At 53.7% G+C, this 23373-nt stretch carries 23 protein-coding genes; 17 read left to right on the forward strand and 6 right to left on the reverse strand.

Annotated features, from left to right (window positions below):
* Positions 1–23 precede the first annotated feature (23 nt).
* Positions 24–263, reverse strand: a complete 240-nt coding sequence (locus KXG62_RS34130) for a hypothetical protein (RefSeq protein WP_246627553.1) — start codon at positions 261–263, stop codon at positions 24–26.
* A gap of 6 nt (positions 264–269) precedes the next feature.
* Complete coding sequence (locus tag KXG62_RS20705; protein ID WP_218093914.1) at positions 270–470, reverse strand: YycC family protein; 201 nt, start codon at positions 468–470, stop codon at positions 270–272.
* Positions 471–630: 160 nt separating this feature from the next.
* Here KXG62_RS20705 and KXG62_RS20710 point away from each other — a divergent pair, with 160 nt between their 5' ends.
* The 10 genes from KXG62_RS20710 (at position 631) to KXG62_RS20755 (ending at position 11387) form a co-directional block, all read left to right on the forward strand.
* On the forward strand, positions 631–2421 hold the full coding sequence (locus KXG62_RS20710) for a M3 family oligoendopeptidase (protein WP_218093915.1): 1791 nt from the start codon (positions 631–633) through the stop codon (positions 2419–2421).
* 355 nt (positions 2422–2776) lie between these two features.
* The gene (locus tag KXG62_RS20715; protein ID WP_218093916.1) at positions 2777–3550 is read left to right on the forward strand and encodes an HAD-IIA family hydrolase; all 774 of its coding nucleotides are present in this window, start codon (positions 2777–2779) and stop codon (positions 3548–3550) included.
* A gap of 48 nt (positions 3551–3598) precedes the next feature.
* On the forward strand, positions 3599–4159 hold the full coding sequence (locus KXG62_RS20720; protein ID WP_218093917.1) for a glycerol-3-phosphate responsive antiterminator: 561 nt from the start codon (positions 3599–3601) through the stop codon (positions 4157–4159).
* A gap of 224 nt (positions 4160–4383) precedes the next feature.
* On the forward strand, positions 4384–5088 hold the full coding sequence (locus KXG62_RS20725; RefSeq protein ID WP_218093943.1) for an MgtC/SapB family protein: 705 nt from the start codon (positions 4384–4386) through the stop codon (positions 5086–5088).
* A gap of 326 nt (positions 5089–5414) precedes the next feature.
* Positions 5415–6740: an ABC transporter substrate-binding protein gene (locus KXG62_RS20730; protein ID WP_218093918.1), complete on the forward strand. Its 1326-nt coding sequence runs from the start codon at positions 5415–5417 to the stop codon at positions 6738–6740.
* A gap of 81 nt (positions 6741–6821) precedes the next feature.
* Entirely contained in the window at positions 6822–7763 is a 942-nt protein-coding gene (locus tag KXG62_RS20735; protein WP_246627554.1) for a carbohydrate ABC transporter permease, read from the forward strand.
* Between the two features lie 12 nt (positions 7764–7775).
* Positions 7776–8609 carry a carbohydrate ABC transporter permease gene (locus tag KXG62_RS20740; RefSeq protein ID WP_218093919.1) on the forward strand — a complete coding sequence of 278 codons (834 nt, stop codon included), beginning with the start codon at positions 7776–7778 and terminating at the stop codon, positions 8607–8609.
* Positions 8610–8709: 100 nt separating this feature from the next.
* Entirely contained in the window at positions 8710–9453 is a 744-nt protein-coding gene (locus tag KXG62_RS20745) for a glycerophosphodiester phosphodiesterase (RefSeq protein ID WP_218093920.1), read from the forward strand.
* A gap of 5 nt (positions 9454–9458) precedes the next feature.
* Entirely contained in the window at positions 9459–10586 is a 1128-nt protein-coding gene (locus tag KXG62_RS20750; protein WP_218093921.1) for a YncE family protein, read from the forward strand.
* Between the two features lie 93 nt (positions 10587–10679).
* A complete protein-coding gene (locus KXG62_RS20755; RefSeq protein ID WP_218093922.1) occupies positions 10680–11387 on the forward strand; it encodes a glycerophosphodiester phosphodiesterase in 708 nt (235 codons plus the stop codon).
* A gap of 126 nt (positions 11388–11513) precedes the next feature.
* Here KXG62_RS20755 and KXG62_RS20760 read toward each other — a convergent pair whose 3' ends face one another.
* Positions 11514–12770 carry a methyl-accepting chemotaxis protein gene (locus tag KXG62_RS20760; protein WP_218093923.1) on the reverse strand — a complete coding sequence of 419 codons (1257 nt, stop codon included), beginning with the start codon at positions 12768–12770 and terminating at the stop codon, positions 11514–11516.
* A gap of 319 nt (positions 12771–13089) precedes the next feature.
* Here KXG62_RS20760 and KXG62_RS20765 point away from each other — a divergent pair, with 319 nt between their 5' ends.
* A complete protein-coding gene (locus KXG62_RS20765; RefSeq protein WP_218093924.1) occupies positions 13090–13473 on the forward strand; it encodes an O-methyltransferase in 384 nt (127 codons plus the stop codon).
* 199 nt (positions 13474–13672) lie between these two features.
* Here KXG62_RS20765 and KXG62_RS20770 read toward each other — a convergent pair whose 3' ends face one another.
* Positions 13673–13900: an alpha/beta-type small acid-soluble spore protein gene (locus KXG62_RS20770; RefSeq protein WP_218093925.1), complete on the reverse strand. Its 228-nt coding sequence runs from the start codon at positions 13898–13900 to the stop codon at positions 13673–13675.
* Between the two features lie 104 nt (positions 13901–14004).
* Between KXG62_RS20770 and KXG62_RS20775 the strand changes: the two genes are divergently transcribed.
* Positions 14005–14514, forward strand: coding sequence for a hypothetical protein (locus KXG62_RS20775; RefSeq protein ID WP_218093926.1), 510 nt, complete (start codon positions 14005–14007; stop codon positions 14512–14514).
* Between the two features lie 200 nt (positions 14515–14714).
* On the opposite strand, the gene KXG62_RS20780 is transcribed toward KXG62_RS20775, so the two are convergent.
* Positions 14715–15515, reverse strand: a complete 801-nt coding sequence (locus KXG62_RS20780; protein WP_218093927.1) for a sugar phosphate isomerase/epimerase family protein — start codon at positions 15513–15515, stop codon at positions 14715–14717.
* 392 nt (positions 15516–15907) lie between these two features.
* Between KXG62_RS20780 and KXG62_RS20785 the strand changes: the two genes are divergently transcribed.
* The 5 genes from KXG62_RS20785 (at position 15908) to KXG62_RS20805 (ending at position 21092) form a co-directional block, all read left to right on the forward strand.
* Positions 15908–17428, forward strand: coding sequence for an extracellular solute-binding protein (locus KXG62_RS20785; protein ID WP_218093928.1), 1521 nt, complete (start codon positions 15908–15910; stop codon positions 17426–17428).
* 15 nt (positions 17429–17443) lie between these two features.
* Positions 17444–18979 carry an extracellular solute-binding protein gene (locus tag KXG62_RS20790; protein ID WP_218093929.1) on the forward strand — a complete coding sequence of 512 codons (1536 nt, stop codon included), beginning with the start codon at positions 17444–17446 and terminating at the stop codon, positions 18977–18979.
* Positions 18980–19116: 137 nt separating this feature from the next.
* Positions 19117–20106 carry a bile acid:sodium symporter family protein gene (locus KXG62_RS20795; protein WP_218093930.1) on the forward strand — a complete coding sequence of 330 codons (990 nt, stop codon included), beginning with the start codon at positions 19117–19119 and terminating at the stop codon, positions 20104–20106.
* Between the two features lie 338 nt (positions 20107–20444).
* Positions 20445–20603: an anti-repressor SinI family protein gene (locus KXG62_RS20800; protein WP_218093931.1), complete on the forward strand. Its 159-nt coding sequence runs from the start codon at positions 20445–20447 to the stop codon at positions 20601–20603.
* Positions 20604–20756: 153 nt separating this feature from the next.
* The gene (locus KXG62_RS20805) at positions 20757–21092 is read left to right on the forward strand and encodes a helix-turn-helix domain-containing protein (protein WP_218093932.1); all 336 of its coding nucleotides are present in this window, start codon (positions 20757–20759) and stop codon (positions 21090–21092) included.
* A 35-nt stretch (positions 21093–21127) separates the two neighbouring features.
* On the opposite strand, the gene KXG62_RS20810 is transcribed toward KXG62_RS20805, so the two are convergent.
* Positions 21128–23368, reverse strand: a complete 2241-nt coding sequence (locus KXG62_RS20810) for a hypothetical protein (RefSeq protein WP_218093933.1) — start codon at positions 23366–23368, stop codon at positions 21128–21130.
* Positions 23369–23373: the final 5 nt, after the last annotated feature.

The raw sequence follows: 23373 nt of genomic DNA on the forward strand, positions 1-23373 counted from the left end.
TCTCCTGAGAAGCGGGAAGGTTCCTAGCGGTATTGACGCAGCGGACGGCCCGCGAGCAGATAGTCTTGGTCGGCGCCGACCAAGGTCAGTTTATTATGGCAGCAGGGGAATATAAGCAGTTTCTTCACGCCTTCCTTCAGAGACTCAAGCTCTCGGGGCTTAAAAGGAAGAAGAATATTCGGAGCCTTACAAAAGGGGCAGTACTGCACGTAAATATCGGACCCGATCCGTTCATAAGGCCAAGTATTTTCGAAAGGTATCATGCCGGGCTACTCCTGCTTTGTATTTGCCTGTCCGGAGCCTGCTTGTCCCTTGTCCGGGTCGCCGGCTTCCTTGTCTTTCTTCGCCGCCAGTTCGGCAAGCTTCTGCATTAATATATGCTGCGGCATATGCATCAGATGCTCCAGCGGGACGTTCAGTTCCTTCGCCAGCTTTTGCGCGGTTTCGGGAGAGATTTGCAATGGTTTCATGTTTGTTTCACCCCATAAAAATAGGTCTATAGTCTCCATTTAAACATATACGCACCCTACAATTCAACCAAAAAATGGGGAGAGGGCATTTTGGCTTTGCGCCGAAATATGGTTTAATGAAGAAGTATCGATTCTATTTTTCGGAAGGTGCGGTGCTATTATGCAAACCTCATTGCCACAAACTTGGAATTTGGAACGTTTTTTCCCTGGCGGGAGCGGATCTAGCGCATTTGCCGACTTCCTGGAAGAGCTGAATGGAAATATTGCTACATTAAATGGAATGCTGGGCAAGCTGTCCGTACCGGACTCGGCCGAAGCGGCGGCGGAGCTGCTGCCGGTCATCGATTTGCTGCAACAAGCTTCGCTGCAAATTCGGGAAGCCGATTCGTTTACGGCATGCCTTGCCGCGGAAAACCAAAACGATAAGAAAGCGGTCATTTTGTCCGGGCAGGTCAAAAGCATCGGAGCCGACTACGCCTCGGCGCTCACCCGGTTTGACGACTTCCTGACACGCATCGGAGACGAAGCGTGGAACGCGCTGCTGGCGCGGCCGGAGCTGAAGGAGATTACATACCCGCTGGAGGAACGGCGCGCGCTGGCCGCTGAGAAGCTGCCTCCGGAGCAGGAGGCGCTGATCAACGATCTGGCTGTAGACGGCTACCATGGCTGGGGAGAGCTGTACAATACGGCGGTCGGCAAGTTCCGCCTATCCTTTGAAGATAATGGCGTCGTCACCGAGCTTTCCGCGGGACAGGCGGCGAACAAGATGCACAGTCCGGACCGCGGGGTGCGCGAGCGGCTGTTCCGCGGTTGGGAGGCGCAGTGGGAGGATCTGGCCGACTATTGCGCGGACGCGCTCAACCATCTCGGCGGCTTTCGCCTGAAGCTGTACGAGCGGCGCGGCTGGGAATCCATTCACAAGGAGCCGCTCGCGGTGAACCGCATGTCCCAGGAGACGCTCGACGCCATGTGGGGCGTCATCGAGCGCAACAAGGACGTGTTCGTCCAGTACTTGGAGCGGAAGGCGAAGCTGCTCGGCGTAGAGAAGCTGAGCTGGCACGACGTGGAAGCGCCTGTCGGCGGCGGCGGCGAGACATACAGCTACGACGAAGGCGCCAAGCTCATCGTAGACCAATTCCGCCGGTTCAGCCCGAAGCTTGCCGATTTCTCGGTTCAAGCGTTCGAGAGCCGCTGGATCGAAGCGGAGGATCGCCCAGGGAAGCGTCCGGGAGGCTTCTGCACTTCGTTCCCGTTGGCGCAGGAGACGCGCATCTTCATGACGTACGGAGGAACCGCCTCGAACGTGTCGACCTTGGCGCATGAGCTTGGGCACGGCTATCACCAGCATGTGATGAACGACTTGCCGGCGCTTGCGCAGGAATATGCGATGAACGTCGCCGAGACGGCGTCGACCTTCGCGGAGATGGTCGTGTCGGACGCAGCGGTGAAAGGGGCTTCTACGGCGGCGGAGCGGCTCACGCTGCTGGAGGACAAAATCCAGCGTTCGGTCGCTTTTTATATGAACATTCACGCGCGCTTTATTTTCGAAACGGCCTTCTACGAAGAGCGGCGCCGCGGGATCGTCAGTGCGGAGCGCTTGTCCGAGCTGATGGTGTCGGCGCAGAAGACGGCATACCGTGATGCGCTGAATGAATACCATCCGCATTTTTGGGCGTCGAAGCTTCATTTTTATATTACCGAGGTGCCGTTCTACAACTTCCCGTACACGTTCGGCTATATGTTCAGCACCGGCTTGTACGCCGAAGCGCTGCGGCTCGGAGAAGCGTTCGAGGAGCGCTATGTCGCGCTGCTGCGCGATACCGGGCGCATGACTGTCGAAGAGCTGGCGGCCAAACATCTCGGCATCGACTTGCGCAAGCCGGACTTCTGGCAGCAGGCGATGGATCTTTCCATTGCCGATGTGCGCGAGTTCATGAAATTGACGGAATGATGTAATATAAAATATATTTTAGTTGACAAAGGGTCGCCGAGGCACTATATTAATTACATTATATGAATATACGGCTTAGGCTTGAGTCCTGGAGAAAACCTTATCCGTAAACATGTTCTTCCATTTTTGACGAAGGAAGGGTATGCTTACACTGGTAAGGTTTTCTTTTTTTTGGTACTTGACTTCTCGAATGCAGCATGAACGCGTTAAAGCGCGATTGCGGACGCGAAGGAAAGGGCCGGGGAACGAAAACGCTTCGCGCTGCGATTTGCCGCGCGGGCGAATCAAGCCTGACATCGTTGAATAACTTGAAGAAAGACCTTTTTTTCTTATTATGATTGAGGGTGAGGAAGACATGGCACAAGGGTATGTATTTGATTTGGATGGTACCGTTTACTTAGGGGACAAAATGATCGATGGAGCCGCAGAAGCGATTAAAGCTTTGCGGGAACGCGGAGACCGCGTCGTATTTTTATCGAACAAACCGATCGCAACAAGACAATCGTATGTGGAAAAGCTGACGAAGATGGGGATTCCGACAGCGCTGGAGGATGTGCTCAACTCGTCGCAGATCGTAGCCCGCTATTTGAAGAACACGCTCCAAGAAGGGGAAAAAGTATTCGTCATCGGGGAACAGCCGATTTGTGACGAACTGCAAGTCCAAGGCGTTGCGATGACGGACGACAGCGAAGCGGCTGAATACGTCGTTCTGTCCTGGGATCGCCAGTTTACGTACGACAAGCTGAACAGCCTGTACCAGGCAGCGATCCGCGGAGCGAAGATCATCGCCTCCAACCCGGACACGACATGTCCGCTCGACGGTGGACAAATTCCCGATACGGGGACGTTCATCGCGGCATTGGAAGTGGCTACAGGCAAGGAAATCGACCTTGTCGTGGGCAAGCCTTCGCTGATCGCGGCGCAAGCGGCTGTCGCTCACCTTGAACTGGACTACAAAGATTGCTTCATGATCGGCGATCGTCTGGAGACCGATATTAAGATGGGCAACGAGGCCGGGATGAAATCGGTGCTCGTGCTGACCGGCGTCGCGACGCGCGAAATGGCCGAAGCCTCGGAGCATCGTCCGCAATATATTATTTCCAGTATTAAAGAAATCGTAAATTTATAAATAAATCGTGGTATAATGTTCTCAGTCATGTGAAGGGCGGGGAATATTATGTATCCGATTGTTGATTTAGTGGAGCACCAGACCATAGCTGCCGTTCAGAAGGCGGACGAACTCGATCGTGCACTCGAGAGCCCGGTCAACATTATTTTTCTGCTGACCGGCTCGATATTCAATATCGGAGATTTGGTGAACCGAATTAAGGCGGCGAACAAGCATGTCTTCATTCATATGGAATTTATCGAAGGCATAGCGGCGGATCGCAGCGGCGTGGCGTATGTTGCCCAACATATTCAACCGACCGGTATTATTTCGACGAAAAGCAATCTGATTCGCGGCGCCAAAGAAGCCGGCCTGATGGCGATTCAACGCATATTTTTGATCGACCGGAGCGCAGTCGTTCGGGGAATCAAGGCAGCCGAGCAGAGCCAGCCGGACGCAATCGAGGTCATGCCGGGCGTTATGCCAAGGGTGATTCGGGAGATGACGGATATGACGACACTCCCGATCATCGCCGGCGGCCTGGTCGGCAATATTCGCGAGATCGAGGAAGCGCTGCAGGCGGGTGCTTTGGCGGTATCCGCGGGAACAAATGAATTATGGAACTTTTAACGGCGTCAGAGTCCAATCTGGAGAGAAGATGAGAAACCTCTTTGGATCGAGTGCGTTTATTTCGCGCTTTCCGGGAGGTTTTTTGCATTTGGCGAGCGCAAACTTGGGAGCATGGAAGCGTTCGTTAGCCGGCCGCGGGCCGGCGATAAATCACTAATTAAGGGGGGAGCCAAGCTTTGGATAGCATTTGGCACATTTCGCACTTGGATCTAACCATCCGAATTATGCTGGCCGTTTGTTTGGGAGGTTTGGTCGGGTTAGAGCGGGAATGGAACAACCACGCGGCTGGCTTGCGAACACATATATTGGTCTGTATCGGTTCGGCTGCGATCATGCTGTTGTCCGTTTACGGATTTGCCGCATTCGTCAATGAAACGAACGTGCGTACCGACCCGGCGCGGTTGGCAGCGCAAGTCATCAGCGGGATCGGCTTCCTCGGAGCAGGAACGATCATGCGGACCGGTTCGACGGTTTCGGGTCTGACAACGGCCGCTTCCGTATGGGTTGTGGCGGCCATCGGTCTGTGTGTGGGCGCAGGATTTTATTATGTTGCCGTACTGTCGACCGTGATGGTGCTGATCAGCTTGTTTGTGCTGAACAAATGGGAAAAATATTTGATGCGCAACCGCAGGACGATGGAGATCGTCATCCGCATTATCGACAAACCGGGCGTGCTGGGCACGATCGCGTCGAAATTCGGCCAATTCGGCATTCAAATTGCCAATGTACGCATGAAACCCGACGGCGTGGCCGAGGTCAACGGCGTGACCGAGCCGGCTATGGAGCTGCAGTTTAACTTAAAAACAACCGATCGCGGTGTTATCATCCAGGCGATGGATGTCATCTCGGCGTCCGGCGATATATTGTCCGTGGAATCGAAAGCGCTGACGATCGTTGGCGGGGCGCGGGGCACGACGCAAGCCATGTAAACGTTTTTTTAAAAATGATTGTAACGCTTTCAAAATAATGGTATAATATTTATTTACTTGACATCGTACGCATTATATGACATACTATATCGTGTCAGTAAGAAAACGCTTTACTTCATTCCATACACACTTGGGTGCGGAGAACATTGAGACAACCCAAGAGACGATTGGACCGTGCGGTAGCCGGATCCTTTGTTTCTTGTAGCGGCTTGGTGTTCTTTTTCTTCGTGTTTTAAAAGTCGAAACATGAAGGAATGTGTCGAGTGATGTCGAATGAGTAATGGAAACCAATCACACGAGTTAAGTCAGAGAGGGGTATTAACGAAATGAAGATGAAAAAATGGTTGTCCGTGCTTGCAGTATCCTCCATCACGTTAACAACGGCAGTCGGCTGCGGCAATTCCGCGGACACTAAAGGTGGACAAGCTAGTGGAGACGTTGCTCCGCCGGCGGTGGAAGATAACTCTCCTGTCACGATCCAGTACTGGCACTCCCATGCGGACGTTCAAATGGGCGCTGTGAACTATATGATCGCAGAATTCCAGAAGAAATATCCTAACATTACGGTTGAACCGGTATACCAAGGCGCTTACACCGACCTTCACAAGAAGCTGCAAGCGGCTATCGCGGCAAAAGACGTTCCTGCGGTAACGAACGTAGAAGTATCGGCGCTTCCGAACTTTGCAGACAGCGGCGCGTTCGCGAACCTGAGCGCTTACATTACGCGCGACAAAATGGACTTGTCCGACTTCTCCAAAGGGATGCTGCAAGCGTACGCATTCAATAACAAGCAATACGGCTTCCCGCTGATCGTCAGCACGAGCGTATTCATGTACAATAAGACGATGCTGGATCAACTCGGCGTTAAACCGCCGCAAACATGGGCTGAGATCGAAGACTTCAACAAGAAAGTCACGTTGAAGGAAAACGGTAAAACAACGCGTTACGCGTTCTCCGTACCAGGCTGGGATACATGGTACATGGACCCTTGGGTTTCCAATGGCGGCGGCTCGATCTTGAGCCCGGACAACAAGAAAACATTGCTTGACCAACCGGATAGCCAAAAGTGGCTGAACAACTTCTACAAATGGACTAAAGAAGGCTCCATGCACATGGGCTACGGCAAAGGCGCATCCGATACGATGAGACAAATGTTCCTGGACGGCAAAGTAGCTATGGTTCAGCATTCGTCCGCCATATTGAAAACATATCTGGAAAACGCGAAGTTTGAAGTAGGCGTATCGTTTATCCCTGGCGATAAAGAAAGAAAATCGCATATCGGCGGCGCGGGGATCGTTATGATGGAAGGCGCTCCTGCGAAGCAAAAAGAAGCGGCTTGGAAATTCATCAAATTCATGACAGCTGCTGAAAATAACATTAAGTGGGCTGAAGGAACGGGTTACCTGCCTACCCACAAGTCCGTTCTGAGCACGGATGAAGGCAAGAAGTACTTCGAGAAGCTTCCGCAATACAAAGCGGTATTCGACAACTTCGACAACGTCGTTGGCCGTCCGCAGCATCCGGCTTATCCGGAATTCAGCAAGAAGTACATGGAAGTTGTAGGCAAGATGCTTTTGGAAAATGCGGATCCGATGCCTTTGTTGAATGACGCCGTTAAAGAAATCAACACGATTATTGCAGACTATCAATAAGCTCTAGCTTAACCCGGCAGTGCGGGGGGCTTATCCGCCCCCAAACTGCCATTCATATTTGTAAGTGAGAGGGGAGTCGCGATGAAAGCGACGGACAGCCGGCCCGGCACGCAACAAGGCGCAGTCAGTCAGAAGAGTAAACGTAACGTCCGCTTTATGGATGGTTTGAAAGATTTCTCCTTTGCAGTGCCTGCATTACTTATCCTGGTTGTGTTCATTTATTATCCGCTGATTAATTCTTTATATTTGAGTTTTACAAATTGGAATATGACGAAGCCGACTAAAAAGTTCGTCGGATTCGACAACTATACGTATTTGCTGTCCAGTGACCAGTTCTACAAAGTTCTTGGCATTACGTTCACGTATACGATCATCGACGTGCTTCTTTCTTTGGCACTGGGGCTTGGCCTCGCGCTGCTGTTTAACAAGCAATCTCGTATCTTCAACTTCATGCGCTCGATCATTTTCATGCCGCACTACATTTCCATGGTTATCGTATCCATGATTTTCTTGTGGATTTTTAACGGACAATACGGCTTGATGAACGAATTACTGAAGTGGTTGGGTCTTGAGCCGGTGCAATGGCTCACGAACACGAAGACTGCGCTTTGGGTGCTGATTGTCGTATCCATTTGGAAAGGCGTCGGCTTTACGATGATTATTTTCATGGGCGGCCTTCGGAGTATTCCTGTCGATTATTACGAAGCTTCCGGACTTGATGGCGCAAGCAAATGGACCCAATTCTGGAAGATTACGCTTCCATTGCTGTCGCCGACCACTTTGTTCTTGGTCGTAACGAACTTTATTTCGTCCATGCAAGTGTTCCAATCCGTTGATATCATTACGAACGGCGGACCGCTCGAGTCGACGAAAGCAATGGTGTATTGGATTTACGAAATGGCCTTCAGCGAATTCCGCACGGGTAGAGCTTCCGCTTTGGTCATTATCTTCTTCATCATCATCATTTTGCTGACGATGCTGCAAATGTTTATTTCCAAGAAGAAAGTCCATTACGAAGGGTAGGTAAGTGAGCATATGAAGAGTTCAGCAGTATCCAACACTACCCGTCTCGTGTTTGCCATCATCATTACTGCGATTATGTTTTTCCCGATTTACTGGATGATTATTACCGCTTTCAAGACGCCTGCGGAATTGCGGCTTGCGATTCCTACGTTCTGGCCGGAGCGGTTCCACTTTGAAAACTTTGCCAGTGCTTTTAAAACGATTCCTTTCTACACGTTTACCGTGAACACGGTCATTCAAACCGTCGGGATCGTCGTGCTGCAAATCAACATCGGCATCATGGCTGCCTATGCTTTTGCCAAAGGTTCCTTCGTCGGACGCGAAAGACTGTTTGTCCTCGTTCTCGCCGCATTGATCGTACCGGAGCAAGTTATTTTCGTTCCGATTTACGTCATGCTGTCCAAGCTTGGCTGGATCAACACATACTATGCGCTGATTATCCCGCACGCGGCATCGGCTTACGGTATCTTCCTGCTGCGTCAGACGTTCCGTTCGATTAACAACGACGTCATCGAAGCGGCGAAAGTGGACGGCGCCAACAAGCTGCAAGTGCTGTACCGGATTTTGGCGCCGATGGCATTCCCAACCATTGCTACGCTGACCGTCATCAGCTTCATTTCCAGCTGGAACTCATACTTCTGGCCGCTGATCATGACCAACTCCGATAAAATGCGCGTGCTGACGGTCGGGATCGCGATGATGCGCGACTCTATCGCCGGTAACGAAGCGTTGACGATGCATTTGCTCATGTCCGCAAGTATTCTTGTTATATTCCCAATCGTCATCGTGTTTATTTTCGCACAAAAATATATTGTCGCAGCTATGTCAAACTCGACGTTTAAGTGAGATAATTATGGAAGACCGGTTTGTTACAGGCCGGTCTTTTCATGATGATAAATCATAAGAATCTAAAAAAACAAGGTTCAGGAGAGGAATGATCTTCACAATGGCAACGAATCAACCATTAGTTATCGCTCACCGCGGGGCGAAAGGGGAAGCGCCTGAAAACACGCTTGCTGCATTTCGTCTCGGACTCGAACAAGGCTGCGACGCCATCGAGCTCGATATTCACTTGTCCAAGGACGGGGAAATCATCGTTATTCACGATGCGACCATGGACCGAACTTCGGATATGACAGGTACCGTTAACAAGCTGACGTTGGCCGAAATCAAACAAGCTGACGCCGGCAAATGGTTTGACGAGAAATACGCAGGCGAGAAAGTGCCGACACTGGAAGAAGTATTCGACCTCGTGCCGGAGCACATTATGATCAATGTCGAAATCAAAGGCTCGTACAACCGTAAGCTCGAGCTCGCGCTGGCCGATTTGATGAAACGGAAAAACCGGGTACATAACGTCGTCATTTCTTCTTTCGATCATAAATGCCTGGTGTTCATGAAGCTTTTGCTGCCTGATGTAAGAATCGGGCTTCTCTATGATTGCAATATCGGACGCCACTCCGCTTTGGCGGCAACGACAGGCGTACCGGTATTCTCGCTGCACCCGAATGCCAAGCGCATCGATAAGGAAGATGTGCGCGACGCCGTGGAACAAGGGCTTCAAGTATACGCATACACAATTAACGACGCGGCCAAAATGGAGCAGGCGATCGACGCAGGCATTTCCGGCATCATCACAGACTTCCCGGGCCGACTGCGCGAGATCCTCAAGAAAGGCTCGGTGGAATAAAAGGAATGAAACGCACTGCGATTTTGCTTTCACTGATTTGCTCGGTTAGTGTTGCTGTTTCTGCTTGCCAGAAGCCGCCGGCCGCCACGCCTCCCGCAGCATCGCCATCGACTCAAGCCGGATCGTCCTCCCAAGCGGATTCGAAAGACAAACCGGCTGCGTCAGGAAATGGCATTACGCAGGAGGAAGCGGGCATCAAGCTTCGCGTCGATATGCCGGAAATTAAGCCTTTCCTCGAGAAGGCCAAACAAGGTCCGATCGTACCGGCATTGAAGCAAAACGCGGTACCGCAAGGTCTCGCGTATTTGGATGATAAAAAATGGATTCTTGTCTCTTCTTATCGGGAGGACGGGAAGACGAGCGTGATCTCCGTCATCGACGCCGCTTCCGGTAAGATGGTCAAGGCGCTGGAACTTTACAAAAACGAAACGACGCCCTATACTGGTCATGCAGGCGGAATCTCGGCCAGCAAGAAGCATGTCTGGATTTCTTCGGACAAGCAAGTGTATTACGTCGACATCGACGACATCGTAAAAGCGGAGAGCGGCGGCAAAGTCGCGTTCAAGGGTTCGGTAAAAAGCGATACCCGCGCATCGTTTAACGGCTATGCCGACGGCGTGCTCTGGATCGGTGAGTTTGCTCACGGCTCCGACTATCCTACGGATAAGTCGCATTATATGAACAACAGGGAAGACAAGGAATACAAGGCGTGGATCGAAGGGTACAAGCTGAATCCGGAAACCGATTTGCCGGTTATTGCCGCGGATCAAACGCAGCCGGCGCCGGACTACATTTTGTCGATTCCGGATCGGGTTCAAGGCATGTATATGATGAAGGACCATATTTGGCTCAGCCAGTCTTACGGTCGGAACAACGCCAGCACGCTGTTCCGGTTTAAGCAGAGCCTGACGGAAGCGCCGCACACGAAAGTCACCGTGGGCAAGAAAGAAGTTCCGGTCTGGTTCCTGGATAAGAATAACCAGAAGAATTCGATGGAGCTTCCTCCGATGTCCGAGGGCTTGTATGAGCTGAATGGGGAGATGCACATCTTGTTTGAATCCGGCGCGACCAAGTACAAAACATCTTCAAGCTACGCGCTCGACCGCATTCAAATTTTGCCTTGGAGTGAATAATGAGGCGGATTCGCAGCTGCGCAAGCTTGATAAATACGATGTAACAAGGGAAGAGACGTTCTGAGCTGCCCATATTGAAGGAGGACAAAGACCATGATCCCAGGTTTGGCGCATCGAGGTTATCCGAAGAAATATCCGGAAAATACTTTTTCTTCTTTTCAAGCTGCATTGGATTTATCGTACGATATATTAGAGCTGGATGTGCAGCTGACGAAAGACGGCGTTGCCGTCGTCATTCACGACACGACGGTCAACCGGACAACGAACGGCACCGGTCATGTCATCGACTATTTGTTCGACGATTTGCGGAAGCTGGATGCCGGCGACGGACAGCCGATCCCGACGCTGGAAGAAATATTGAAGATGGCGAAAGGAAAAGCCAAGGTCGACATCGAGCTGAAACAGAGCGGCGATTTGTATCCGGGGCTGGAAGCGAAGGTGCTTGAAGTCGTACGCGAGTGCGGCATGATGGAAGACATCTTCGTGACGTCGTTCGACCATTATTCGATTATGAAAATGCGGGAGCTGAGCAGCGAGGTCGAGCTGGGCCTTGTGATCTATGGAGCGACGCCTTCCGTATTCCCGCTGGCGGAGCAAATCCGCGCTCGCTATGTTTCGGTCAAGTATATTTATTTGAACGAAGATTTCATTCAGCGGTGCGAGGAGCAAGGCATTCAGATCATCGCCTGGACGATTGACGATGAAGAGAGCATGAGCAAGCTTCATCAGCGCTATCCGAACATCTGGGTGTGCACGAACGAGCTGGAAAAGTGGAAGCGCTGCGTCGAGCAGCACGCTTAGACGAAGCAGCGGCGCAAGCCGTCTCATAACCGTATAACCCAACAGAAAAGACGTGCCCGTACGTGCCGATCATAGGATCGGCCGTTCCGGGCACGTCTTTGTGTATGTATATAGCAGTATGGGCGCTTACAGCTTGAAGACGCTCATCGATTGCTGCAGCTGCGTCACCAGCTTGGTCATTTCCTCCGATTGGGAGACGATTGCCTGCACGGCAGCGATTTGCTCGTTCATCGACGCGGACACTTCCTGCGTGCCGGCCGCCGATTGCTCAGTAATGGCCGAGATGCTCTCCATCGTACCGGATATTTGCTGAGCGCTGGACAGCATTTGCTCGCTCTCTTCTGCGAACACGGCGATCCGCTCGGAAATCAGCTTCACGCTGCCGACGATTTCCGCAAACACGCTTTCTGTTTCGGTAATCAGCTTGGTTTGCTCCTTGACGATGGATTCGTTTTCCGCCATGGAAGCCAGCGTCTGAACGATGCCTTGCTCGATCGTCTTGACGAGCTGGAATACTTCCTTGGTGGAGCTGGTCGACTCTTCGGCGAGCTTGCGCACCTCTTGGGCGACAACGGCGAAGCCTTTGCCGTGTTCACCGGCACGGGCGGCTTCGATGGAGGCGTTCAGCGACAGAAGATTCGTCTGCTCGGCGATTTCGGAGATGGTATGCGTAATTTTCGATATGCCGTTCGCCTGCTGGGCGAGCAGGTCGATCGTCTGGGATACGTTGGCTGTCGCTTCGACGTTTCGCCGCATACCGGTTCCTTGCGCTTCGACGGACTGCAGTCCTTTTTCGACAAGCTCAATCATCTTACCCGAGGCCGAATTCATCTCGCGTGTGGCGTTTGCGTAGGTGCTGACCATTTCCTCGATATGCTTGGTGGCGACGGATACGCCTCCGATTTCCTCGGAGATTTGATTCGCGCCGGAAGCCAGCTCGTTCGAGGCGACGGCGACCTCCTCCATAACCGACTTCATCTTCTCGTTCTTGTAGAAAATATCGCGGCTTGACTCGAACACATGCTGCGAGGTACGGCCCGTATTTTGCAGCAGCTCGCGAAGCTTTTCCGTCATTTTGTTAAACGCCGCGGACAGCTCGCCGAGCGCATCGTTCGATTGCGTGGACAGCTTCTGCGAAAAGTCGCCCTTCGAAATGTTCAAAGCGGCGCGCGTCATATCCGCGATCGGCTCTGTAAGCGCTCTCTCCAGCCAACGGACAAAGAGGACGCTCAGTGCGGCAAGAATGACGAGTAACGTCACGCCTATAGCCGCGTACTCCGTTTGGAGAGCGAAGACGAGCAGCGCGATGGAATAGACGGCCACGACGAGATAGCAAGCCGCCTGCAGCTTTCTCGTGAATGAGAGACCGTAGAACCTGTTCATAATAACGACCCCTTCGACAAATAGTAGTAGAAAATTCGCAGTTTATGGAAACGAATTTGGGTAAATTATACCATTGATACAGATGTCGGTCTATCCCTTTTCACAAAAACAAAGGCATGAAAAAAGGACCGTAGTTACGGATCATACGGCCGAAAAAAGCGCGCCGTAGCGTGAAATTTCGACAAATCGACGGCATCCCATGTATAAATTTACAAATATTTGATATTATTGGTTGAAAATTCACTGGCATTTGAATATAATAGGGCTACAGAACTAAATTACATAATATGACAATAAATGAAATGAAAGGAGGTATCCTGTGGTATTGGATCAAGTGCCATTAGCCAGACAGCTGGAGCTTGTGTTCACACAGCTTAAGGGCGAGCTTACACAATTAACATCGGGCACCGTATTCGTACAGATCCGTAACAATGTGATCGGGAAATTCGGTATTCGGCATTTTCCGCTGGAAAGCAAAGGTACGGAGTGGAAGAAGGTAGAGAAGGGGCTGACGGAGACGCATCAGTCTTCGTTCCGTCAGACGGCGCTCGAAGCGTTGAAGCTGAAGCATTGGACGCATGGGGAGATTCAATTCGAATTTGCCATGCGGCAAAACACCTTATGCACAAGCGTTACGTTCGAATCGAACTACAATATGGCCAGCCTGTTTCAAGACAGTGGCAAATTCCGGCTTGACTATTAATTTTTTTACTGCCATTATACTTCTTTTTTATTCTTCTGTTGTTCTTTATATAAAACAAATCATGAAGCTTTCGGCCGTGCCGGAAGCTTTTCTTGCATTTTTCCGGTATAATGGGGAGGAAGCAAGAAGCCCGGCTAGACGGCAAACAGACGGCCCGTGAATGAGCCGCCTGCACATGTAAGTATTCGAGGGTGAACCATTATCTTGTGAATTTGCCTGCCAGTTGCTGCTCGGCGATTTGAACCAGGCGACGTGTGATGTGCCCCCCGATTGCCCCGGTGTCACGAGTGGCCATGAAGCCATAGTAACCGTCTTGAGGAATCTGGATGCCCAGTTCTTGAGCAACTTCGTATTTCAGTTGATCCAAAGCTTGATTCGCTTGTGGAACAACCAGTTGGTTGCTGCTGCGGGATTGTCCTGCTGCCATGAATATCACCTCCGTTTCATTAGGTAGTATGTACCAAAGCTGATATTATACGCGGGAAAATATTTGGTAATTGTGACCATATTAGATGGAAAGGGGGACGTCTTGTGTCATTTGTGCTGAATTGCAAAGGGTGGTCGTTTGACGCCGATCTGCAAATTATTCATGCCGACGTATATATGGAAGCGGACGGCGAGATCGTGATCGATGAGCCGCTCTGCGTCGATGTCGGCTTGCCGGCGCTGCTGCTCAGCGCTCGGGAGAACGTGTCGCCCGACCGGTGGGCGAATGCGAACGAGTGGCAGCGGATGCCCTTTTTCGTATGCGGCTGCGGCGATCCGGAATGCCGGGGCTATTCTTTTATCGTGGAGCATCGGCCCGGCGAACAGATGATCGAGCTGATCGAAGTGGAGGAGAGGCCGTCCCAGCCACCTCGGGAGCTGGGGCGATATCGGGTAGACATCCGGGAGTATGTACCTCAGGTAGAAGCGATCGGCAGAGCCTTCCTCGATTTTGTACGGCCTCTAAACTACAAGCCGTACTATCAGCAGACGGTAGACACCGTGAAACAACTGCTGGAGGAGTTGGAGGCTGCGCAGGGGCTTCGGCGGGAATAACGACTGCGGGCTTGTCACAAGCCGGCTGCAGCGCCTGACTGGGCCAAGCCTGTAAGCAGGCAACGCCGGAAATCGGCAGCAACATAAGAAGAGCGCCCCGGGTTCACGATGGTGACCGGCAGCGCTCGTTTTTCGTTTAGGTATGAATGATTGCGGCATGTATGCGGGAAGATCGGGCAGATGGGTGGAAGCGCACAGCTTTATTCCGTATAGTGCTTGGCTCGATTCGCCATCCAGAGGCAGACGTCCCACAGGTCGGACACCGGCTGTTTCGTAAACGGCAGCGTATGCATATAGCCCGGGGGCCCGAACTCCGGCGTCAGCGTGATCGCCTGCTGGCCAGCAGCGCTGCGTACCTTGACGATTTCTTTCCACCAGGCTTCGTGCACGGCAAGCTCCTTGGCATACTCCGGCGCGGCCGGATGCGGCACTTGCGGGCCTTCCGCATAGCCAACGCGGGCATGAATATGATAAGTCCGCTCGAACGCAAGTTTCAGGTTATCCTGCTGGTCGGGCAGCAGCGATTCGCATACGCAGCACCAGTGGCTGAAATCGGCTGTAATCTTCAACTCGGGAAATTCGCGAAGCAGCGCCGCCGTGCTCCAAGGCGTAAACATCGCTCGTCCCCGGTGCGTCTCATGCGCGACGGGGATGCCAAGCGATCGCTCGACCGCAAGCGCATGACCGAAAAACTGACGCTGCCCCTCAAACGGCATGGAATCTTTGGCGCTGTGGGAATTGATCAGCACCGGCTTTAGCCGGGCTGCGGCCTCGGCCTGCGCTTCGAACGAAGCGGCGTGATCGTCCCCCCGCGTGTACACCATGGCGATGTAGCTGAAATTGTATTGAGCGAGCAGCTCCTGGAAGCGGGCAGCGTCTTCCTTGGCGGGCACGCCCGTTTCGATGCCCTGATAGCAGCCGGCCGCTGCGATTTGGGCAAATTGCTCCTCGGGCGTTCCGTTCATTCCCCATAACGCTTTGTACAATGTGATTTGCGGCATCCCATTCACCTCATGATTTATTTGGCATTTGCGCGAAGCGGCATGCTCCGGCGGTTGAACCTGTCTTCGCTAAGCCAAGCGGTCCCTTTCCATTATTAACGAAATCGGGAAAAATCTCCAGCGATTGCGCCGCGAAACCGGAGTTAAATTCGGCATAGCCGGAAGTTAAAAGCCGTGCAATCCGCGCCGCAGCGCCTATTTGGCAAGCGCTTTCTTGCAGGCGGCAGCGAACAAGTTAAAATTGAGCGATAGCATATCATGCCGTCATGTCCGATAATCGGGGTTGTAAACTTCACGCAACCGAACAGAACAGCCAAACGTGAAAGCGGATACACCTCAAGTCAAGTGAAGTGGCACACGTTCAGTAGAACAAAAGGAGGTCGGCTTGACAGATGACAGGAAACAAGAGCATAGCGCTGCTCGGTGCTGCAGTAATCGCAGCCGGAGCGATCACGGGGTGTGCGGGAGGCGGACAAGGTAAGCCGGCAGAGGGAAGCACGGGCGCTGCTGCGGATGCCGCACCGTTTCCAATTACGATAGCGGTGACGCAGGTGGGCGACATCCCGGCCAAAGGAAGCGAAGTCGAGCGGGCGATCGAGAAATACACGAATACGAAGCTGGACATCCAGTGGATTCCGAGCGCGGCGTACGACGAGAAAATCAACGTCATGATCGCCTCCAGCGAGCTGCCGAAGCTGCTCAAGGTCAAATATGTGCCGACGATCATCAGCTCGATCGAATCGGGGTTGTTTTGGGAGATCGGACCGTATTTGAAAGACTATAAAAACTTGTCGGCACAGGATGCGCAGTACTACGACAATATCAAAGTCGGCGGGAAGCTGTACGGCATCCCGACCTACCGGGATATCGGCCGCGGCGCGATCGTCTACCGCAAGGACTGGCTCGATCAGTTGGGCCTCAAGCCGCCGACGACGCTGGACGAATGGTACACTGTGCTGAAGGCGATGACGCTGAACGATCCGGACAAGAACGGCAAGAACGATACGTACGGGATGGTGCTCAGCAAAAAATATAACGATGGCGTGGCGTCGCTGACGACGCGCATTGCGGTCAGCCAGGGCGCCCCGAACAAGTGGGCGGTGGAGAACGGCAAGTTTATACCGGAATTCGTCACCAAAGAATATACCGATGTCTTGAAGCTGTTCAAGCGGTTGTACGACGAGAAACTGATCAATCAGGATTTCGCCGTATTCGACGACAGCGAAGTGGAGAAAGTATACGACGCGGGACGCGCCGGCGTGCGCGTAGCTGTAGCGCAAAACGCCAAGAGCATGCAGGACCGGCTCGTGAAAAATGTGCCGGCCGGCGTATTCGATGTCATGAGCCCGACCGGGCCGAAAGGCGTCCGGGTATCCGGCGAAAGCGGCAACAACGGATTTTTCGTCATTCCGAAATCGGCGGTGAAGACGGAAGCCGAGCTGAAGAACGTGCTGGCTTTTCTCGATAAGCTGATGGATGAGCCGATGTCCACGCTACAAATGCGCGGGATCGAGGGCAAGCATTACGCCAAGGTGGACGGGAGCAAGACCGAGTATACCGATTTCTCCGCATTCCAGCGCGAAGTGAAGCCGTACCGCGACAACCTGCTCAACATCGAGGGCTACAATGTAGCGCCGCTCAAAGATACGCCGCTTGGCGACAAGGGCAACCTGCTCGCGAAGGAAGGAACGAAGAAATCGGTGCCCAATCCGGCGCTGACGCTGCCTTCGGCGACGTACTCGGAGCGGGGCAAAGAGCTGGAGCAAATGATCAACGACGCGCAAACGAAGTATATTATGGGGAAAATAGACGATGCCGGCTGGCAGGCGGAAATGGACAAGTGGCGCAAAGCCGGCGGCGATAAAGTGATCAAGGAATACGAAGAGGCGTACGCCAAATTGAATAAGAAATAAAGGGGAACGACAGCGATGACGTACAACAGAGGATGGCAAAAATGGACGGCCGCGGCCTGCTTGATGACCATTTCGGCTGGGCTGCTCGCCGGCTGCGCGGACAGCGGAGCGGGCAAGACGGGCGGCCAAGCCGCGGGGAAGGACGAGAACGGGCCATTTCCGATTACGATGGCGCTCATGCAGGTGGGGGATATTCCGGCCAAAGGAAACGAAGTCGAGCAGGCGATACAGAAGTATACGAATACGAAGCTCGATATTCAGTGGATTCCCCAGTCGGCATACGACGAGAAGATCAACGTGATGGTCGCTTCGAACGAAATGCCGAAGATCGTCAAGCTGAACTATGTCCCGACGACGGTCGGCGCCGTACAATCCGGCTTGTTCTGGGAGATCGGGCCGTACTTAAAGGACTATAAAAACTTGTCCGCACAAGATCCGCAGCATTTCCAGAACATCTCCGTGGAGGGCAAAATCTATGGCGTACCGAACTTCCGCGATATCGGACGGGCGGCGATCGTCTTCCGTAAAGACTGGCTGGATGCGCTTGGCATGAAGATGCCGACGACGCTGGATGAATGGTACAGCGTCCTGAAGGCGATGACCTTGAACGATCCCGACAAGAACGGCAAGAACGACACATACGGTACGGTGCTTTATAAAAAGTACAACGAAGGGACGCAGCCGGTATTGACCCGGATCGCGGTCAGTCTCGGCGGGGTCAACCGATGGGGCGCAGACAGCGCGGGCAAGCTGACGCCGGAATTTATGACCAAGGAGTACGTCGACGTCATGAAGCTATTCCGCCGCCTGTTCGAGGAAAAGCTGATTAATCAAGACTTCCCGGCGTTCGATCCGTCCGAGGCCGATGCGATGATGGACGCCGGACGGGTGGGCATGAAGCTGAACGGCGTGGCGCAGAACGGCAAGAGCTTTCAGGAACGCCTCGTGAAAAATGTACCTGGCGGGGTGCTCGACATCGCGCCGTTCGCAGGTCCGCAAGGGGCGCGTCTGGCGGGTGAGCCAGGCAACTTCGGCTTCCTGGCGATTCCGAAGTCTTCGGTCAAAACCGAAGCCGAGCTGAAGAAGGTGCTGTCATTCCTCGACAAGCTGATGGACGAGCCGATATCTACGCTCCAGCTGCGCGGCGTCGAAGGCAAGCATTACGTGAAGGCGGACGGCAAGACGGAGTATAAAGACTTCAATGGCTTCCAGCGCGAAGTGAAGCCGTACCGCGACAATATGGTGAACGTGGAGGGCTATAACGTAGCGGCGCTGAAGGATACGCCGCTCGGCGAGAAAGGGACGACAATGGCGCGCGACGGCGGCAAGCTGGCCGTGCCGAACCCGGCGCTGACGCTCACATCGGCGATCTACACGGAGCGGGGCAAGGAGCTGGACCAGATGATTTGGGACGCGCAAACCAAATTCATCATGGGCAAGCTGGACGATGCCGGCTGGCAGGGCGAGGTCGACAAATGGCGCAAAGCCGGCGGCGACCAGCTGATCAAGGAATACGAGGCGGCTTACGCCAAATTTGGCAGCAAAAAATAGCCGTTCGGGAAGTAAAGGGCGCATGGTTGCTCTTTACTTCCTTTCTTTTCGTGAGATAATGTTAACGTGAACATGATATCGTGAACGACGTATTATCCGATGGCTTGCATCGTAACTACACAGCGGGGGAATGCCAAATGCTGCAAAAACTGAACAGAACGTTGGAAAAATGGATGCCGCTCATTACGCCGACGAGCGTGGTGCTGGGCATGCTGCTTACCGTCTGGCTGAAGCCTTACACGCCGTTCGTGCCGTGGATATTTGCTTTTATTACGTTTGCGGGCAGCTTGAGTCTGAATCTGAAAGATTTGCAGAGGGTGATGACGCATCCGCTGCCGATCATCGTATCGCTCGTGCTGCTGCACGGCATTATGCCGCTGATCGCGTGGGGGACCGGGCATCTGATGCTGCCGGGCGATCCGCAGCTCGTGACGGGGCTGGTGCTGCTGCTGGCGCTGCCGACCGGCATCGTCAGCTTCATGTGGGTATCGCTGTATAAAGGGAATATCGCGCTGACGCTGTCGATCATCCTGATCGATACGCTGCTCTCTCCGTTCATCGTGCCTGGCGTTATGTCGCTGATCGTGGGCACGAACGTCGATATGGACGTGTTCGGCATGATGAAGGGGCTACTGATTATGGTGGTGGCGCCTTCGGTCATCGGCATGCTGCTGAATCAGTGGACCCGGGGACGCATCAAAACCGTCCTGGGGCCGCGGCTCGCGCCTTTTTCCAAAATCGGCCTCGCCGTTGTCATTATGATCAACAGCGCCTTCGTCGCGCCGTTTTTCACCGGGATCAACCTGAAGCTGGCATGGCTGGCCGTCGTCATCATCGTCACCGTCGCGCTCGGCTATATCGGCGGCTATTATTTGACGCGGGCGCTCGGCTGGGGGAAGGAGCTGGCGATCACGATGACGTTCAACTGCGGCATGCGCAACATTAGCGCCGGAGCCGTACTGGCGATCGCCTACTTCCCGCCGGCCGTCGCAATGCCGGTCATCATCGGGATGGTGTTTCAGCAGATGATGGCGTCCTTCTTCGGCTACTTTTTCCTGACGGACCGGAGCAGCAAAGCGCAGCACGGTCCCGGACCGGTGGCGAGCGGCGTCACGAAGCAGTCGTAGCGGGCGGCTGACATACTTTCCCGCGCCTCGATTGTCGGTGGCGGGTATGTCGCCGCTTACTACGCGAAGGCACGGCTGGGCCGCGGCTTGCCCACTCGCCGGGCGGCCCGGATTTCCGCAAGCAAGGCTCACTCAGAGACGGCGGCGGCGCGCAGCCGAATGAAGCTGCGTCAAACGTTTGGAAGCGGGGTAATGACATCTAGGATCTGTCCGAAATCGCCTGAGGCATCCTTTACGGTCAGTTCCCCATTCCAATAAATCCCAAATCCGACTAAAAAACGCGTCGTTTTACGAACCGTTATAATGCGCCAAGTTTCGGAATCTGGAGGTATCGGGCTATGTCTGTACAAAATACGTCGATAGCCGACAAGAACCTGGACGAGAACTGGGTTAGTTTGATGCTTGCGGCTCGCAAAATCGGGCTGTCGAAAGAGGAAGTCCGACAATTTTTTCGTGAATGCCAAGAAAACCAAATATGCGACAAAAAACGCCATTAAAGAAGAAAACATCCGATCTTTTGCATGTTTTCTTTTTTTGATCGCAACTGATAGCGCTTACAATGGGTATAATAAATATAGCATCCACAAATCCGTCATTTTTTGTTAATATATTGATAATAATTAAAGGCAGAAAAAAAGGGGTCTCATGCGATGATCGGCACCAAAGTTAAGCAGCTGCGATTGGAACGGGGATTAACGCTCAGCGAGCTGGCGGAAAGAGCGGGAGTAGCCAAGTCCTATTTGAGCTCGATCGAGCGGGACATCCAGACGAATCCGTCCATTCATTTTCTCGAAAAAATTTGCGCCGTACTCGGGGTTCCGCTCGAAACATTTCTGCAGGAGAAGCAGCCGGCCGCCGCGGAACCGCTCGACGAGGAATGGCTTTCCCTCGTGCGGGAAGCGATGGGCTCCGGGATCAGCAAGGAGCAGTTCACGGAGTTTTTGGAATTTAACAAATGGCGCAACAACCAGCGCAGTCTCAAATAAGGGCAGCATACGACGAGAAAGACCTTCCTAATTGCTTAGGAAGGTTTTTTTGTCGCGCTGCTGTTGTTGCCGCTGCCGATCTGCCGGAACGCCTCCTGCATCAGCGGGTAGCTCTGCTTAAGCCGCTCCGTGTAGGCCGACTGTTCCCAGGCAGGCCAGCTGTAGAGCGGCAAGGAAGCGACCGGGTACGCGCCGCCGTTCCCGCCGTCCAGCCCCTGCACGGAGCCGTCCGACCGCTGTGCGATCCAGGGGACGAGGCGAATGCCCTGAGACGGCACCGCGTACAGCTTGCCGTCCTTCTCGCCGTAAGCCATGACCTGCAAGGAACTCGGGTCGGTGAAGCCGAGCAGCATCCATGGCACGCGCAGCTCGATCTTGCTGCCCTTGGCCTGCCACATGGCGAGCGAATTGAACGCCTTGGAGGCGGGATCGGTCGTGCCGCGAAGCAGCTTGCCGGCCGGGACATCCTCGAACGGACTGTATTTCTTCGTATCGGGCGGGATCATCTCGAGCCCGACGGCGAGCTTCCACGGGTGGAAGACGCCGGAATCGTCTTTCTCATCCTCTGGTTTAGGCGGAATCATCCCGTATTGCTTGCCGTACAGACGGGTATGAAAGTCGTAGTTGGCGGCGATCTGCACTTCGCTTTCATCGTCCTTCCCGAGCACGATCAACGTTTCGAGCCCTTCGTCGAGCGTTCGCCCGCCAAGCGCGTCTCCGTGCTTGTTCCCGCCCGGAGTCACATCGACGCCGAAGTACAGCTTCTCGCGGTCCGGGTCGAACGGCCGTTCCAGCTCGCCGGTAAGGTAGACGTACGCCTCGTCATGCGTCATGGTCAAGCTTTTCCACCCCGGATATGTGCCCTTCACCTGCTGCTTATCCTCCGGCTTCAGCGATTGCCAGTCGGAATCGTCACCGTCGATTTTCAACAAGCCGTCTTTGCCGGAAAGCATGGCGACCAGCCCGAAATGCTGCTCGTTGGTCAGCACGTTATGCCACAGCTTGCGCCGGTTTTGCGGAATCTCGAAATGCATTGTGTTCCAGGTGCGCTTGAACCATTCGTCCTGCCAGGAGAACACGATGCCGCCGGCCATGCCTTCATTGTAAATATCGCCTAGCAAGGAGGCGTTGATCCGGCCCTGCTCCGCTTCGTCATGGCCGCCTTGATTGCGGTTCATGCCGGTCAGATGGGCGACGCCGAGCGAAGAGGGGACGCCGAATTCGGTGATCATGACCGGAATGCCCTGATGATGTTCCTTCAGCTTGCGCAAGTAGCTGCGATACGTATTCGGCGTGCCGTCGGCTTCCTTCACGTCATACAGCGCTGCGTCCAGCCGGAAGAAATCGGGATAGTACGGATAGGCGTGGTAGGAGGCAAAATAACCGGCCGGCCAACCGTTAACCGCCAAATGCATCGCGTCGACGCCGACCATATCTTCGGTGATCAGGATTTCGCCGGGATGCTCGAGCGGATCGGTGGTGACCCAATTGGTGAAGGTGAGCGGATGCTTCCAGCCGTACTGCGTCTCGAGCACGGCGACATGGTCGAGCATCTCCGCCAGCCAATTTTCGAACGGGCTGGCTTGCGCTTTGGCGGAGACGTAGGAGCCTGTGAAGCCTATTTTATCTTTATGGGTGTCATTGGTGTTTTGTACCATGCGCGGATCCCATTCCGTGCCGATATGCCAGGCGAGCAGGTATGGACCGGCATTGGCGCGGTAAGCGCCGCTTGCTTTGCCGAACCGCTGCGGGATATCCGCGGCACCGTATACGGCCCCGACGGCGTGTTCGATTTCAGTCTGAAATTCAGTATAGATTTCGCTCAAATACGCGTCCTTTTTCTCGATCAGCTCGTCCTCCGGGGTCCACACGCCCTGGATGAAATATAAAGGATGCTCGGCGCGCTCGTTGTATTCCACAAGCGCTTGATAGAACGCCGGCGATAAGATGGTGTAGACGCGGATCGTGTTGGCGCCGAGCGCTTGTATTTGTTTAAACCAGTCGAGATACGTTTCTTTCGGAATCGGAAGCTCGCCGGGGTCATGACCCGGGAGCGCAGCGCCAACGTTGACTCCTTTGACGAAGAAAGGCGTCCAGCCGTTGTTTTCGTATATTTCGATTCGGTCGTCCTGGGTGCGAAACTTGATGCGGGAACCGTCGGCGCTTTGCACGCTCTCCACCTTGGCGGCGGGCCAATAATGCCAAACGAGCAGGACGGCGGCTCCGATGATCGCAAGACGCAGCAGCCAGGCGGCCGGCGAGGCGTTCCTCATCATGGCCT

Origin of the sequence: Paenibacillus solanacearum, assembly GCF_910593845.1 — a bacterium.
In the GTDB taxonomy this organism is placed as follows: domain Bacteria; phylum Bacillota; class Bacilli; order Paenibacillales; family NBRC-103111; genus Paenibacillus_G; species Paenibacillus_G solanacearum.